The following is a 15,235-nucleotide window of genomic DNA, read 5'->3' as shown; positions in this document are numbered from 1 at the left end:
AGTATTCCGCTATCGTCAACGCCTGATTAGCGGTTGAACTTTATTATCAATAGCTTCACGTGCCCGGAAGATACGCGAACGTACCGTGCCAACCGGACAATCCATGATGGCGGCTATTTCTTCATAGCTCAGGCCATCCAGCTCCCGCAACGTAATTGCCATGCGTAAATCTTCCGGGAGCGATTCAATGGTACGAAAAACTATTTGTCTCAGCTCTTCTGACAACATTAAGTTCTCAGGGTTCGAAATTTCTTTCAATGCCCCGCCGCTTTCGAAGTTTTCCGCCTCGTTGGCGTCAACATCGCTTGATGGCGGACGGCGTCCCTGAGCAACCAGATAATTCTTTGCCGTGTTCACGGCGATACGATACAACCAGGTATAAAAAGCGCTATCCCCCCGGAAAGAATCCAGCGCACGCCACGCCTTCACGAACGATTCCTGAACAACGTCAGCGATATCGCCCGGCGGTACATAGCGGGAGACCAGGCTTGCCACCTTGTGCTGATAGCGCACTACCAGTAGGTTAAAGGCTTTCTGATCTCCTTTCTGGACCCGTTCAACGAGGACCTGATCCGTTAACTGCTCGCTCATCCGAGGTAATGTCTCCCCAAACCCAATTCCCATGCGTATTCAGAACACCACCCAAGCACTGCATTATGAGCAAGCAGACGTTTGGAGTGTCTGAACACAATAAAGTTCCGTTACGCTTTTGATTTTTGTCTGACAACGGTGGACTGATTGTTATCTCTCATTATAAGTCCCGTTGTTCAACGCCAGGTAAGCTAATGAAGAAAAAGCGCAAGGCCCGCCTGAAGGGTAACGTAACCCAACTTATTTTTCACTATAAAATCTGAAGGTAACGGTCTGCTTCGCAAATATTTTCTTTCGTTTACATATTTACTTTTCCGCCTGCCTTGTTTAGCCCGCACAACTATTCACGAAAATAATTGTACGATTTAGCCCCACCAGGTGCTATGGTGAGGCCATTGTGTTTAGTAAATTAAACAGAAGCTATGAAGACGACTCCCGACTTTTCCTGTGATGTATTGATTATCGGCAGCGGCGCTGCCGGATTGTCTCTGGCGCTGCGCCTGGCGGAACGCCACTCAGTTACCGTCCTGAGCAAAGGCCCGGTTAGCGAAGGTTCAACTTTCTATGCCCAAGGAGGGATTGCCGCCGTTTTCGACGAAACCGACAGCATCGAATCCCACGTCGAAGATACGCTCATCGCCGGGGCCGGCCTTTGCGACCGTCATGCCGTCTCCTTTGTCGCAAGCAACGCCAAACCCTGCGTACAGTGGCTTATCGATCAGGGGGTACTGTTTGATACCCAGGTCCAGGCCAATGGCGAAGAGAGCTACCATCTGACCCGCGAAGGCGGCCATAGCCATCGGCGGATCCTGCATGCCGCCGATGCCACCGGTAAAGAGGTTGAGACGACGTTGGTTGGCAAAGCGCTGGCACATCCGAATATCACCATTCTGGAACGTAGCAACGCGGTTGACCTGATTATCTCCGATAAGATTGGCCTGCCGGGTACCCGGCGGGTGGTGGGCGCATGGATCTGGAACCGTAATAAGGAAAAGGTAGAAACCTGCAGCGCAAGAGCCGTGGTGCTCGCGACCGGCGGCGCAGCTAAAGTCTATCAATACACCACCAACCCTGATGTCTCCTCCGGCGACGGCATCGCCATGGCCTGGCGCGCGGGATGCCGTGTGGCCAATCTCGAATTTAACCAGTTCCACCCTACCGCGCTGTTTCATCCACAGGCGCGAAACTTCCTCCTGACGGAAGCCCTGCGCGGCGAAGGCGCGCTGTTGAAACGGCCTGACGGTAGCCGCTTTATGCCGGACTTCGACGAGCGCGGCGAACTGGCCCCGCGCGATATCGTCGCCCGCGCCATCGACCATGAGATGAAACGCCTCGGCGTCGACTGCATGTATCTGGATATTAGCCATAAGCCCGAAGCGTTTATTCGCCAACATTTCCCGATGATTTATGAAAAGCTACTCGGCCTCGGCATTGATTTAACCAAAGAGCCGGTGCCTATCGTGCCAGCCGCCCACTATACCTGCGGCGGCGTGATGGTGGATGATAACGGACGTACCGACGTCGACGGCCTGTACGCTATCGGCGAGGTGAGCTACACCGGGCTGCACGGCGCCAACCGCATGGCCTCGAACTCATTGCTGGAGTGTCTGGTGTACGGCTGGTCGGCAGCCGAGGACATTGCCAAACGCCTGCCGCTGGCGCAAGCGGCGGAACAGCTGCCGCCGTGGGATGAAAGCCAGGTTGAGATCCCGGATGAACTGGTGGTGATTCAACATAACTGGCACGAACTGCGCCTGCTAATGTGGGATTATGTCGGAATTGTGCGTACCACCCGCCGGCTGGAACGAGCGCTGCGGCGTATTACTATGCTGCAGCAAGAGTTGGATGAGTATTACGCGCGTTTTCGCGTCTCCAATAACTTACTGGAGCTACGCAATCTGGTGCAGGTGGCCGAGCTTATCGTGCGTTGCGCCATGCAGCGTAAGGAGAGCCGCGGCCTGCACTATACGCTCGACTATCCGGACACGCTGGAAAACAGCGGTCCGTCGGTGCTCTCGCCGCTTGCTCACATAAAGAGATAGAAATCGCGGGTCAGGGCGGTAAAGCCTTCAGAGTACTGCTGCTCTGGCCCACGAACCACCAGCCGATCGCTGAAACACTCGCCGGCGCTGGGAGAGAATGCCAGCAGGACGCGATGCGGCGGACGCATTTCTGTTTCCGCCACGTCGGTGCGTAAGCGCAAATGCCATCCCATCGCTTTCGCCCTATCGACAAACGCATTACCAATATCCACCGGCAGCACTACGCAGAAAAAGCCCTCCTCGGTAATCAGATCCGCGGCGCAGGCGAGCAGCGTCGTATGATCGAGCGAGGTGGTATAACGCGCTTGTTCGCGCTGCGACGTCGCACAAGGGACGCCTTCGGCAAAAAACGGCGGATTGCTGACGATAAGCTCATAGCGCCGCGGCGGCTGCGGCTGCCACTGCTGAATCGGCGCCTGAAATACCGCGACGCGTCCAGACCAGCTGCTGGCCGCCACGTTATCCCGCGCCTGCGCCGCGGCCTCTTCATCCAACTCCACCGCATCCAATTGGACCGAATCCGCGGTACGCTGGGCTAACATTAATGCCAACAAACCGCTACCGGTTCCGATATCCAGCACGTGCTTCACCTGAGCAATCGGCGCCCAGGCGCCCAGCAGAATACCGTCGGTACCGACTTTCATGGCGCAGCGATCGTGGGCGACAAAAAATTGTTTAAAGGTAAAACCATTGCGCGGCAGCGCAAACTTCGACTGAGACATCCTCAAAACCTTGCTGACGAAAACTCCTGTGCTTAAGGCTATGCACAATACCGGAGAACAGATAGCCTTACAAACAGATGAACATTACGTCAGTAACGTCTATAATCGGCGGCCCACTCAGAGGTAGAACATGACTGTAACGACTTTTTCCGAACTTGAACTCGACGAAAACCTGCTGGAAGCGCTCCAGGATAAAGGTTTCACACGCCCGACAGCCATTCAGGCCGCCGCTATTCCGCCTGCGCTTGATGGCCGTGATATTCTCGGTTCTGCGCCGACAGGCACCGGTAAAACTGCGGCATATTTGCTGCCAGCGTTGCAGCATCTGCTTGATTTCCCGCGTAAGAAATCGGGGCCGCCGCGGATCCTTATCCTGACGCCGACCCGCGAGCTGGCGATGCAGGTTGCCGATCACGCCCGCGAACTGGCGAAGCATACCCATCTGGATATTGCCACCATTACCGGCGGCGTTGCGTACATGAACCACGCGGAAGTGTTCAGCGAAAACCAGGATATCGTGGTCGCCACCACCGGTCGCCTGCTGCAGTATATTAAAGAAGAGAACTTCGACTGCCGCGCGGTAGAAACGCTGATCCTTGATGAAGCGGACCGCATGCTGGACATGGGCTTTGCCCAGGATATCGAAACCATCGCCGGTGAAACCCGCTGGCGCAAGCAGACCATGCTGTTTTCCGCCACGCTGGAAGGCGATGCGATTAAAGACTTTGCCGAACGCCTGCTGGAAGAGCCGGTTGAAGTTTCTGCAAATCCGTCGACCCGCGAACGTAAAAAAATTCACCAGTGGTACTATCGCGCCGATGATATCGATCATAAAACCGCGCTGCTGGTTAATCTGCTGAAGCAGCCGGAAGCAACCCGCTCTATCGTCTTCGTGCGTAAACGCGAGCGCGTTCACGAACTGGCCGCTAAGCTGCACGAAGCTGGCATTACCACCTGCTGGCTGGAAGGCGAAATGGTGCAGATCAAACGTAACGAAGCGATTAAACGCCTGACCGATGGTCGCGTGAACGTGCTGATTGCCACCGACGTCGCCGCACGCGGTATTGATATTCCGGATGTCAGCCACGTGTTTAACTTCGATATGCCGCGCACCGCCGATATCTATCTGCACCGTATTGGCCGTACCGGCCGTGCTGGTAAGAAAGGCACCGCTATTTCGCTGGTTGAAGCGCACGATCACCTGCTGCTGGGCAAAATCGGCCGCTACGTTGAAGAACCGCTGAAAGCGCGCGTGATTGATGAATTGCGACCGAAAACCCGCGCGCCGAGCGAGAAGTTAACCGGTAAGCCTTCAAAGAAAGTACTGGCGAAACGCGCCGAGAAAAAAGAGAAAGAAAAAGAGAAGCCGCGGGTGAAGAAACGCCACCGCGATACCAAAAACATCGGTAAGCGCCGTAAGCCAAGCGCTGCCGGGACGCCCTCAACGTCTAACGAAGAGTAAAAAAAACGCCGGGATATCCCGGCGTTTTCACATCTGGCTTGAGCCTTACAGGCTTTCGGTAAAGGTACGAGCGATAACGTCGCGCTGCTGTTCCGGAGTCAGAGAGTTAAAACGTACCGCGTAGCCGGAAACACGAATAGTCAGCTGCGGGTATTTTTCCGGGTGCTCAACGGCATCCAGCAGGGTTTCACGACGCAGCACGTTCACGTTCAGGTGCTGACCGCCTTCCACGCGGACTTCCGGTTTCACGTCTACCGGGATTTCACGGTATTCGATTTCACCCAGTTTGCTCATCGCAACCACGTCATCTTCCGCAAAACCACCCTTGGCACACAGGCAGCGCGCTTCGCCTTTTTCGCTATCCAGCAGCCAGAAAGAGTTCAGCAGGTCGTCGTTTGCCGCTTTAGTAATTTGGATACCAGTAATCATTTGATGCCTCCCAGGCAGTGTTTATTCGATTTTGGCCTCTTAGCGGCCAATTGGTAAAACCATTGTTGTATGAGTGTATATATATCAGCCGCTCACCCGGCATTCATTGATTTAAATCAACAAAAACCACTCACTCAAAGTGGGTATATAGGGATAGTATTGTTTTACATCAAGTTACGCCAGTAGATGCCATAAAAAATATTGTAAATTTTCAATTTTTTTATGCGCAATCAGTCAGGAATAACGTCGCGATTTTGTTATGCAGAAAGAAGCAGTTAAGCTATGGGCATGACACTTTGCAGGAGAGCAAGATGACCACCCCATTAACCTGGCACGACGTGCTGGCGGAAGAGAAGCAGCAGCCCTATTTTCTCAACACCCTCAAGACCGTCGCCGAAGAGCGCCAGTCCGGCATGACTATCTATCCGCCGCAGAAAGATGTCTTTAACGCCTTTCGCTATACCGAACTGGGCGAGGTCAAAGTGGTCATCTTAGGTCAGGATCCCTATCACGGCCCGGGACAGGCGCACGGTCTGGCCTTTTCTGTTTTACCGGGAGTGCAGATACCGCCGTCGCTGCTGAACATGTATAAAGAGCTGGAAGGCACCATCCCCGGCTTTCAGCGCCCGGCGCATGGTTATCTCGAAAGCTGGGCACGCCAGGGCGTGCTTCTGCTTAATACCGTGTTAACGGTGCGCGCCGGCCAGGCGCATTCACACGCCAGTCTCGGCTGGGAAACCTTTACCGATAAAGTGATAGCGCTGATTAACCAGCATTGTGAAGGAGTGGTTTTTTTATTGTGGGGCGCACACGCGCAGAAAAAAGGCGCCATTATCGATCGCCAGCGCCATTGCGTTCTGAAAGCGCCGCACCCATCGCCGCTGTCGGCGCACCGCGGTTTCTTCGGCTGCAACCACTTTGTGCAAACCAACCAGTGGCTGGCCGAACGCGGTGAGGCGCCCATTGACTGGATGCCGGTGCTGCCCGCTGAAAGCGAGTGAGCGACGACAATAAAAAAGCCAGCATCAGCTGGCTTTTTGCATTCAGAGACCGATATCAGGCCTTATTCTGACGCCACCATTCCGCCAGCAGCACGCCGGTCGCCACGGAGACGTTAAGGCTTTCGACGTTACCGGTGCCGTCGATGGCGACGTTGAGGTCAGAGCTGGAGATCGCCGCATCGGACAGACCGTCGCGCTCCTGGCCTAATACCAGCACCATTTTTTTCGGCAGCTCGGCCTTAAACAGCGGCGTACCGTTATGGCTGGACGTAGAGACGATAGCGTAGCCAGCCTGACGGAACTGCGTCAGGGTATCGATAAAGCTGTCGCCGGTGATCGGCTCAACATGTTCCGCACCGCCTTCTGCAGTACGGATCGCCGCGCCAGACTCTAGCACGCCGGCATCCTGCACTACTACGCCTTTCACGCCAAAGTGCGCGCAGCTACGCATAATCGCGCCGAGGTTGTGCGGGTTGCCGACATCTTCCAGCGCCAGTACGCAATCTTCGGCTTCTGCTTTCGCCACCCACTGGGCCACGGAAGTACCATGACGTTTTTTGATCAGGAAGCAGACGCCGCCGTGGTGTTCGGTACCAGACGCCTTCGCCAGTTCGGCTTCGTCCACTACGTGGTAGGCCTTACGGTTGGCCGCCATCCAGCGCAGCGCCTCTTTAAAGCGCGGAGTGACGCTCTGGATAAACCAGGCGCGTACGATGGCTTCCGGACGGCTCTGGAACAGCGCCTGACAGGCGTTCTCGCCGTAGACGCGGGTCTCTTCCGCGCGCTGACGACGCAGCACTTCCGGATCGATAAAGCTCTTACCGCTGATACCGCCGTGATCTTCTTTTACCGGCGTCTCATCACCCGGAGCGCGGGAAACGGTGCGCCACGGGGACGCATCGTCACGGTTAAAATCATTGCGCTTGCGATCGTCGCGTTTGCGATCGTCGCCGCGGCTGTTACGTTCATCGCGCGCAGGGCGGCTGCGGCCGTCAACACGTGACTTTCCTGGACGCCCTCCCCCTTTCCCGGTACGCGGGTTATGGGTACGTTTGTCAGAATCATCATCACTGCGGACATACATCACTTTGACCTTGCCGCTTTTATTTTTCAGTTCGTCGCTCATCTATTTTCTCCACCTGCGCTGCGCGAAGCGCGAAGATTACCCGATGTATCTTCACTTAGCCATTATTTCATTTAAAAGCCTTGGTCTATTGTAACCATCGAACAAAAGACATTGTCCTTTATTCGCGCCTCATCGATAATATGTAACATTACAGAAACAAATCGGCCACGTGCCGCGCTGCAACCCCATAACCAGAGGTTAGTTATGAATACCGTTTGTGCCAGTTGTCAGGCTCTTAACCGCATCCCCGAAGACCGTAGCGCTGATGGCGCCAAGTGCGGACGCTGCGGCCACGATCTTTTTGACGGCGATGTCATCAACGCGACCGGGGCAACGCTGGATAAACTATTAAAGGACGATCTGCCAGTCGTTATTGATTTCTGGGCCCCGTGGTGCGGCCCATGCCGTAGCTTCGCGCCGATCTTTGAAGATGTGGCTGAAGAGCGCAGCGGCGAAATGCGTTTTGTGAAAGTGAACACCGAAGCCGAACGCGAACTGAGCGCTCGCTTCCGCATCCGTAGCATTCCAACCATTATGATGTTCAAAAATGGTGAAATGGTCGACATGCTGAATGGCGCCGTCCCCAAAGCGCCGTTCGATAGCTGGCTGAACGAAGCCAACCAGCAGTAAACCCACCGGGGCACCGCTTGTGCCCCGTTTTCTCCTCTGCGACAATAGCGTTTTTCATTAGCGACTCCCATGATTGATAACGCTGTCCTTCGGCTACGCGCCGAACGCCTCGCGCGCGCAACCCGGCCTTTTCTTGCTCGCGGCAACCGCATCCGCCGCTGTCAGCGCTGCCTGCTCCCCCTAAAACAGTGTCTGTGCGCAACGCTGGCGCCGGCACCTGCCGACAGCCGTTTTTGCCTGGTGATGTTCGACACCGAGCCAATGAAGCCCAGCAATACCGGACGCCTTATCGCCGATATTCTGCCCAACACCGAAGCGTTTCAGTGGTCGCGTACCGAGCCGCCGCAGGCGCTGCTCGATCTGGTCGCCAACCCCGATTATCAGCCCATGGTCGTCTTTCCGGCCTCTTATGCCGGAGCGGAACGCCAGGTACTGAGCGCCCCGCCGGAGGGTAAGCCGCCGCTGTTTATTATGCTCGACGGCACCTGGACGGAAGCGCGGAAAATGTTTCGCAAAAGCCCGTATCTCGATGCGCTGCCGGTGATCTCTGTCGACCTGTCGCGCATCTCCGCCTATCACCTGCGCGAGGCCCATGCCGACGGCCAGTACTGTACGGCGGAAGTCGCCATCGCCCTGCTGGACTTAGCCGGCGACGCACAGGCGGCTGCCGCGCTTGGCGATCACTTTAGCCTGTTCAGAAGCCGCTATCTGGCGGGAAAAACGCAGCATAAGGGCAGTATCACAGCACAACAGGCTGAAAGCGTTTAAAATCATTCGGTCACTGGGGATCAAAGGAGACCGGTATGAGCCAACGAGGCCTGGAAGCACTGCTGCGGCCAAAATCGATCGCCGTCATTGGCGCATCGATGAAACCGCAGCGCGCTGGCTATTTAATGATGCGCAATTTGTTGGCCGGCGGTTTTAATGGCCCGGTCCTGCCGGTGACGCCCGCCTGGAAAGCGGTGCTTGGCGTACTGGCGTGGCCGACTATCGACAGCCTGCCGTTTACCCCGGATCTGGCGGTGCTCTGTACTAATGCCCGCCGCAATCTCGAGTTGCTCGAGGCCTTAGGGCGGAAAGGGTGTAAAACCTGCATTATCCTCTCTTCACAGCCAGACCAGTACCCGGCGCTGCTCGAGTGCGCCGCCCGTTATCAAATGCGTCTGCTCGGCCCCAACAGCCTGGGGCTGCTGGCGCCGTGGCAGGGCCTGAACGCCAGCTTTTCGCCGGTCCCTATCCAGCGCGGCAAGCTGGCGTTTATCTCGCAATCCGCCGCCGTCTCTAACACCATTCTGGACTGGGCGCAGCAGCGTGAAATGGGTTTTTCGTACTTTATTGCGCTGGGCGATAGCCTTGATATCGACGTCGACGACCTGCTCGATTTTCTCGCCCGCGATAGCAAAACCAGCGCTATCCTGCTCTATCTGGAGCATCTCAGCGATGCCCGGCGTTTTGTCTCCGCTGCCCGTAGCGCCTCGCGTAATAAACCCATTCTGGTCATTAAAAGCGGCCGCAGCCCGGCGGCGCAGAAATTACTGCATGTAAACTCAGGGATGGATCCCGCCTGGGACGCCGCTATTCAGCGGGCGGGGCTGCTGCGCGTGCAGGACACCCATGAACTCTTTTCCGCCGTTGAAACCCTGAGCCATATGCGCCCATTGCGCGGCGAAAAGCTGATGATCATCAGTAATGGCGCCGCGCCGGCAGCGCTGGCGTTGGACGAACTGTGGCTGCGTAACGGCAAGCTCGCCAATCTCAGTGAAGCCACCTGTGACCAGCTCAGGCAGGCGTTACCGACGGGCGTCGAAGTGGCTAATCCTCTGGATCTGCGCGATGACGCCAGTAGCGAGCACTATCTCAAAGCGCTGAATGTATTGCTGGACAGCCAGGATTATGATGCGCTGCTGGTGATTCACTCCCCCAGCGCCGCGGCGCCGGGCACCGAAAGCGCGCTGGCGTTGATTGATGCCCTTAAGCGTCATCCGCGCGGAAAATACGTCACGGTGCTGACGAACTGGTGCGGGGAGTTCTCCTCCCAGGAGGCGCGACGGCTATTTAGCGAGGCAGGTATTCCAACCTATCGCACACCCGAGGGTACCATTACCGCCTTTATGCATATGGTGGAATACCGTCGCAACCAGAAACAGCTCCGTGAAACGCCGGTATTGTCCGATACGTTGACCGCCAATACCGCCGAGGCTCACACGCTGTTGCAGCGCGCGCTGAGCGAAGGCGCGACCTCACTGGACACCCATGAGGTCAGCCCGGTGCTGCGCGCCTACGGCATCCATACTCTTCCCACCTGGATTGCCGCCGACAGCGCCGAAGCGGTACATATCGCCGAGCAGATTGGCTACCCGGTGGCCTTGAAGTTACGTTCGCCGGATATTCCGCATAAATCTGAAGTTCAGGGCGTTATGCTCTATTTGCGTACTGCTGCTGAAGTCCAGCAGGCGGCGGACGCGATTATTGACCGGGTAAAAATGGCCTGGCCGCAGGCGCGCATTCATGGCCTGTTGGTACAGAGCATGGCCAACCGCGCCGGGGCACAGGAACTTCGGGTCGTCGTCGAGCATGACCCGCTTTTCGGCCCGCTGATTATGCTTGGCGAGGGCGGCGTCGAATGGCGAGCGGAAAATCAAGCCGCGGTCGCCCTGCCGCCGCTGAATATGAACCTGGCGCGTTATCTGGTGATCCAGGCCATCAAGAGCAAAAAGATCCGCGGACGCAGCGCGCTACGCCCGCTTGATATTCCCGGTCTCAGCCAGTTGCTGGTACAGGTCTCTAACCTGATCGTCGATTGCCCCGAGATCCAGCGGCTGGATATTCACCCCTTGCTTGCTTCCGGCAACGAATTTACCGCCCTCGACGTTACTCTCAGCCTGGCGCCATTTAGCGGCGACAGCGAAAGCCGGCTGGCAGTCAGACCCTATCCGCAGCAACTTGAGGAATGGGTGGTAATGAAAAACGGCGAGCGCTGCCTGTTCCGGCCGATCCTGCCTGAGGATGAACCTCTGTTATTAGCCTTTATTGAGCAGGTCACCAAAGAAGATCTCTATTACCGCTACTTCAGCGAGATCAACGAATTCACCCATGACGACTTAGCCAATATGACGCAGATCGACTACGATCGTGAAATGGCTTTTGTTGCGGTACGCGCCACGGAGCAAGGAAGCGAGATCCTCGGCGTGACCAGAGCGATTTCCGACCCTGATAATATTGATGCCGAGTTTGCCGTACTGGTACGCTCGGACCTGAAAGGTTTAGGCCTTGGCCGACAGCTCCTTGAAAAGCTGATCGCCTACACGCAAGGACACGGATTACAGCGCTTAAATGGCATCACCATGCCAAATAACCGCGGCATGATAGGCCTCGCCAGGAAACTTGGCTTTGCAGTGGATATCCAGTTAGAAGACGGAATTGTAAGCCTGTCTCTTGCACTAAATACGTTACATTCGGTGACAAGCGACAGCAATTAATGACCACATTCGCGGGTAGTGATGGTATTATTGCCCGCTTACGTCGTCTGCATGGTACAGAAGACCCTTCAATAAACAGAGAAGAAACGCACTGTGATGTTGTCAAAATTTAAGCGTAATAAACATCAACAACACCTTGCCCAACTCCCTAAGCTCTCTCAGTCAGTTGATGATATCGAGTTCTTTTACGCGCCGGCTGATTTCCGCCAGGCGCTACTGGCAAAGATAGCCCACGCCACCCAGCGTATTTGCATTATTGCGCTCTACCTCGAGCAAGATGATGGCGGAAAAGGAATACTGCAAGCCCTGTATGACGCTAAACGTCAACGTCCGGAACTGGATGTACGCGTGCTGGTTGATTGGCATCGCGCCCAGCGCGGCCGCATCGGCGCAGCAGCCTCCAATACCAATGCCGACTGGTACTGTCGTATGGCCCAGGAAAACCCTGGGATTGAAATCCCGGTCTATGGCGTCCCGGTCAATACCCGGGAAGCGCTCGGCGTGCTCCATTTTAAAGGCTTCATCATCGACGATAGCGTCATCTATAGCGGCGCCAGCCTGAATGATGTGTACCTGCATCAGCATGATAAATATCGCTACGATCGCTATCAGTGTATCCGCAACGGCAAGATGGCCGACGTAATGTTCGACTGGGTCGAGCACAACCTGGTACAAGGTCGCGGCGTAAATCGACTGGATCGCCCGGATCGGCCGAAAAGCCCGGAAATCAAAAATGATATCCGCCTGTATCGCCAGGATCTGCGCGAAAGCGGCTATCACTTCACCGGCAATGCCGATGAAGATCAACTGTCAGTCACACCGCTGGTCGGGCTCGGTAAATCGAGCCTGCTCAACAAGACTATCTTCCACCTGATGCCGTGTGCGGAACATAAGCTGACCATCTGCACCCCGTATTTCAACCTGCCCGCCGTACTGGTCAGAAACATTATTTCTCTGCTACGCAGCGGCAAAAAAGTGGAAATCATCGTCGGCGATAAGACCGCGAACGACTTCTATATCCCGGAAGATCAGCCGTTTAAAATCATCGGCGCATTGCCTTATTTGTACGAAATTAACCTGCGTCGCTTCCTGAGCCGACTGCAATATTATGTGAATACCGATCAGCTCATCGTGCGTTTATGGAAAGATGACGATAACAGCTACCACCTGAAAGGTATGTGGGTTGATAACGAATGGATGCTGTTGACCGGCAACAACCTCAATCCGCGCGCCTGGCGGCTGGATTTGGAAAATGCCGTGCTTATCCACGATCCTAAGCATCAACTGCGCGAAATGCGGGAAAAGGAGCTTCAGCTCATCCGTACGCATACGACGGTAGTGAAGCATTATCGCGATCTACAAAGCATCGCCGACTATCCGGTGAAGGTGAAAAAGCTCATCCGCCGTTTGCGACGCATCCGCATCGACCGTCTTATCAGCCGCATTCTCTAAGATCAACGCCCCGTAATACGGGGCTTTTTTCAGGAAGCACTATGCGCTACTTCGTGATTATTATCCCTCTTCTGCTCAGTGGTTGCAGCCATATGGCCAATGATTCCTGGCGTGGTCAGGACAAGGCCCAACACTTTCTCGCGTCGGCAATGCTCTCCGCGGCCGGCAATGAATATGCGCAGCATCAGGGATACAGCCGCGATCGCAGCGCCGCCATCGGCCTGATGTTTTCCGTTAGTCTGGGGGCATCAAAAGAGTTATGGGACAGCCGCCCGGCTGGGAGCGGCTGGAGCTGGAAGGATTTCGCCTGGGATGTCGCCGGCGCCACCACCGGCTATGCGGTGTGGCAACTGGCGCATCAATAAGGTTACAAACGCAGGCCCTTCCCTTTGCCATGTAGCATCAGGGAGACCAGGAAGGCAATCGCCGCCATTACCGTCACGTACCAGTAGAAGGCATTTTCCATTCCCGCAGATTTAAGCGACAGCGCGACATATTCAGCCGAACCGCCGAACAGCGCGTTTGCTACCGCATAGGACAGGCCCACGCCCAGCGCGCGAACCTGTGCTGGAAACATTTCCGCCTTCAGGATACCGCTGATGGAAGTGTAGAAGCTGACGATCAACAACGCGCAAATCACCAGCGCAAATGCGGCATACGGCGAGCTAACATTCTGCAGCGCACTCAAGATTGGCACGGTAAACAGCGTCGCCAGCACGCCGAAACACAACATTGAAGTACGGCGCCCCACCTTATCCGAGAAGGCGCCAAATAGCGGTTGTACCAGCATATACACGAAAAGCGCCGCCGTCATAATCATGCTGGCAGTGCTGGCCGACATGCCGGCGGTATTCACCAGATATTTTTGCATATACGTGGTGAAGGTGTAAAAAGTCAGCGAACCGGCGGCAGTAAAGCCCAGCACCATGACAAAAGCCCGGCGATTACGCCACAAACCTTTAAAGGAACCGGCCTCTTTCAGCGCACGGGTTTCCTGCTTCGAGGTTTCATCCAACTGACGACGCAGCCACAGCGCGACGATGGCCAGTACTGCGCCCAGCGCAAAAGGAATACGCCATCCCCAGGCATGCAAATCTTCATCACTGAGGATTTGCTGTAGTGCGACAACGACCAGTACCGCCAGCAGTTGACCGCCAATTAACGTAACGTACTGGAAGGAGGCGTAGAATCCTTTCTTTCCTTCTACTGCGACTTCACTCATGTAGGTCGCGCTGGTGCCATATTCCCCGCCAACGGACAGGCCCTGGAACAGACGTGCCAGCAACAGCAGTGCCGGCGCCCAGGTACCGATAGTGGCGTACCCCGGTAGACAAGCAATCACCAGCGAGCCGAAGCACATCATGCATACCGAAATAAGCATTGAGGCTTTACGTCCGCGCCGGTCAGCAATGCGGCCAAATAGCCAGCCGCCGATGGGGCGCATCAGGAAGCCAGCAGCAAAAACTCCGGCCGTTTGTAACAATTGAGTGGTGGTATTTCCTGAAGGGAAGAAGATGTGCGCAAAATAGAGTGAGCAAAATGAGTAGACATAAAAATCAAACCATTCCACCAGGTTCCCTGAAGATGCCCCCACAATTGCCCATACACGGCGCCGGGTATCGCCCTGCTCCAGGGAACCCTGCTCGTTAATGCTACTTTCTGTCATTATAATTTTGCTCCAGCAAAGACCGTAATCTGTCTCATCGGGCGTGACACGTCACTCAGACAAATTAATTAGTGAACCAAATGTTATATAATTGTTATTTATTTATATGTGATTGTATTCACATTTTTTTTCGTAACACCGGTTTTCGCGATTAACGTCAGCACATGAGCAGTGAAAAAGTGAATTATGGCGAAGTGGGTATAACAACGGGGTTTTATATGGCTTTGAATGAAGGTGAGCGTGTGGATATGGCGCGATCTTCCCCGCAGGAGGTGCGGATCGGTAGCCCCGGTAAGCGCAGCGCCACCGGGGAGATGGCGGAGTACCTGTCCGCAAAACACAAAAACAAAAGGCTCGGTCTTCCGACTGAGCCTTTCGTTTACGTTGGTATGACAGTGGCTTTCCCCGGGGGCGGCGCGAGGCGCCTTTCCCGGGCTACGGGTTGCTACGCGGTCTGTAGCCCCGGTAAGCGCAGCGCTACCGGGGGGATAGACGCCACACAGCAAAAAACCCCGCACCTTTCGGTACGGGGTTCTTCTTATTTGATGCCTGGCAGTTCCCTACTCTCACATGGGGAGACCCCACACTACCATCGGCGCTACGGCGTTTCACTTCTGAGTTCGGCATGGGGTCAG

General features: G+C 55.4%; 14 protein-coding genes and 1 rRNA gene. 8 read left to right on the top strand and 7 right to left on the bottom strand.

What is annotated here, in order from left to right:
* Nucleotides 1–15: 15 nt before the first annotated feature.
* Both rpoE and rseD read right to left on the bottom strand, forming a co-directional pair.
* Nucleotides 16–591, bottom strand: coding sequence for an RNA polymerase sigma factor RpoE (gene rpoE, locus PGR79_RS14215; protein ID WP_002914074.1), 576 nt, complete (start codon nt 589–591; stop codon nt 16–18).
* Nucleotides 588–650 carry a rpoE leader peptide RseD gene (gene rseD, locus PGR79_RS14210; protein ID WP_350425049.1) on the bottom strand — a complete coding sequence of 21 codons (63 nt, stop codon included), beginning with the start codon at nt 648–650 and terminating at the stop codon, nt 588–590. The genes rpoE and rseD overlap by 4 nt, the downstream gene beginning before the upstream one ends.
* A 363-nt stretch (nt 651–1,013) precedes the next feature.
* Between rseD and nadB the strand changes: the two genes are divergently transcribed.
* Nucleotides 1,014–2,633 carry an L-aspartate oxidase gene (gene nadB, locus PGR79_RS14205; RefSeq protein ID WP_015703185.1) on the top strand — a complete coding sequence of 540 codons (1,620 nt, stop codon included), beginning with the start codon at nt 1,014–1,016 and terminating at the stop codon, nt 2,631–2,633.
* Here the strand turns inward: nadB and trmN are convergent.
* Nucleotides 2,618–3,355 (bottom strand): tRNA(1)(Val) (adenine(37)-N(6))-methyltransferase TrmN, encoded by a 738-nt coding sequence (gene trmN, locus PGR79_RS14200; RefSeq protein ID WP_087858390.1) that lies wholly within the window; start codon nt 3,353–3,355, stop codon nt 2,618–2,620. The two genes, nadB and trmN, sit on opposite strands and share 16 nt — an antisense overlap.
* Nucleotides 3,356–3,485: 130 nt before the next feature.
* Between trmN and srmB the strand changes: the two genes are divergently transcribed.
* The gene (gene srmB, locus PGR79_RS14195) at nt 3,486–4,817 is read left to right on the top strand and encodes an ATP-dependent RNA helicase SrmB (protein WP_087858389.1); all 1,332 of its coding nucleotides are present in this window, start codon (nt 3,486–3,488) and stop codon (nt 4,815–4,817) included.
* Between the two features lie 45 nt (nt 4,818–4,862).
* Here the strand turns inward: srmB and grcA are convergent, their stop codons facing one another.
* A complete protein-coding gene (gene grcA / locus PGR79_RS14190) occupies nt 4,863–5,246 on the bottom strand; it encodes an autonomous glycyl radical cofactor GrcA (protein WP_113374503.1) in 384 nt (127 codons plus the stop codon).
* 311 nt (nt 5,247–5,557) lie between these two features.
* Between grcA and ung the strand changes: the two genes are divergently transcribed.
* Nucleotides 5,558–6,247 carry a uracil-DNA glycosylase gene (ung, locus tag PGR79_RS14185; protein WP_020078167.1) on the top strand — a complete coding sequence of 230 codons (690 nt, stop codon included), beginning with the start codon at nt 5,558–5,560 and terminating at the stop codon, nt 6,245–6,247.
* A gap of 55 nt (nt 6,248–6,302) precedes the next feature.
* Here the strand turns inward: ung and PGR79_RS14180 are convergent, their stop codons facing one another.
* A complete protein-coding gene (locus tag PGR79_RS14180; RefSeq protein ID WP_015703188.1) occupies nt 6,303–7,373 on the bottom strand; it encodes a tRNA/rRNA methyltransferase in 1,071 nt (356 codons plus the stop codon).
* 204 nt (nt 7,374–7,577) lie between these two features.
* On the opposite strand from PGR79_RS14180, the gene trxC reads away from it, so the two are divergent.
* From trxC to PGR79_RS14155, 5 genes are all read left to right on the top strand, one after another.
* The gene (gene trxC, locus PGR79_RS14175; RefSeq protein WP_015370277.1) at nt 7,578–8,003 is read left to right on the top strand and encodes a thioredoxin TrxC; all 426 of its coding nucleotides are present in this window, start codon (nt 7,578–7,580) and stop codon (nt 8,001–8,003) included.
* 69 nt (nt 8,004–8,072) lie between these two features.
* Nucleotides 8,073–8,771: a tRNA-uridine aminocarboxypropyltransferase gene (gene tapT / locus PGR79_RS14170; protein WP_430914701.1), complete on the top strand. Its 699-nt coding sequence runs from the start codon at nt 8,073–8,075 to the stop codon at nt 8,769–8,771.
* Nucleotides 8,772–8,806: 35 nt separating this feature from the next.
* On the top strand, nt 8,807–11,482 hold the full coding sequence (locus PGR79_RS14165) for a bifunctional acetate--CoA ligase family protein/GNAT family N-acetyltransferase (RefSeq protein WP_087858387.1): 2,676 nt from the start codon (nt 8,807–8,809) through the stop codon (nt 11,480–11,482).
* A 96-nt stretch (nt 11,483–11,578) separates the two neighbouring features.
* Nucleotides 11,579–12,934, top strand: coding sequence for a CDP-diacylglycerol--serine O-phosphatidyltransferase (gene pssA, locus PGR79_RS14160; RefSeq protein WP_113374506.1), 1,356 nt, complete (start codon nt 11,579–11,581; stop codon nt 12,932–12,934).
* Nucleotides 12,935–12,975: 41 nt separating this feature from the next.
* Nucleotides 12,976–13,299, top strand: a complete 324-nt coding sequence (locus tag PGR79_RS14155) for a YfiM family lipoprotein (protein ID WP_087858385.1) — start codon at nt 12,976–12,978, stop codon at nt 13,297–13,299.
* Nucleotides 13,300–13,301: 2 nt separating this feature from the next.
* Here the strand turns inward: PGR79_RS14155 and PGR79_RS14150 are convergent, their stop codons facing one another.
* The gene (locus PGR79_RS14150) at nt 13,302–14,600 is read right to left on the bottom strand and encodes an MFS transporter (RefSeq protein ID WP_213317566.1); all 1,299 of its coding nucleotides are present in this window, start codon (nt 14,598–14,600) and stop codon (nt 13,302–13,304) included.
* A gap of 547 nt (nt 14,601–15,147) precedes the next feature.
* A 5S ribosomal RNA gene (gene rrf, locus PGR79_RS14145) occupies nt 15,148–15,235 on the bottom strand; the annotation flags it as partial.

Source organism: Klebsiella sp. 141161 (assembly GCF_050600815.1).
Lineage (GTDB): Bacteria > Pseudomonadota > Gammaproteobacteria > Enterobacterales > Enterobacteriaceae > Klebsiella > Klebsiella aerogenes.
The sequence above is the reverse complement of the archived record's forward strand: the minus strand, read 5'-3'. Positions and strand labels throughout refer to the sequence as shown.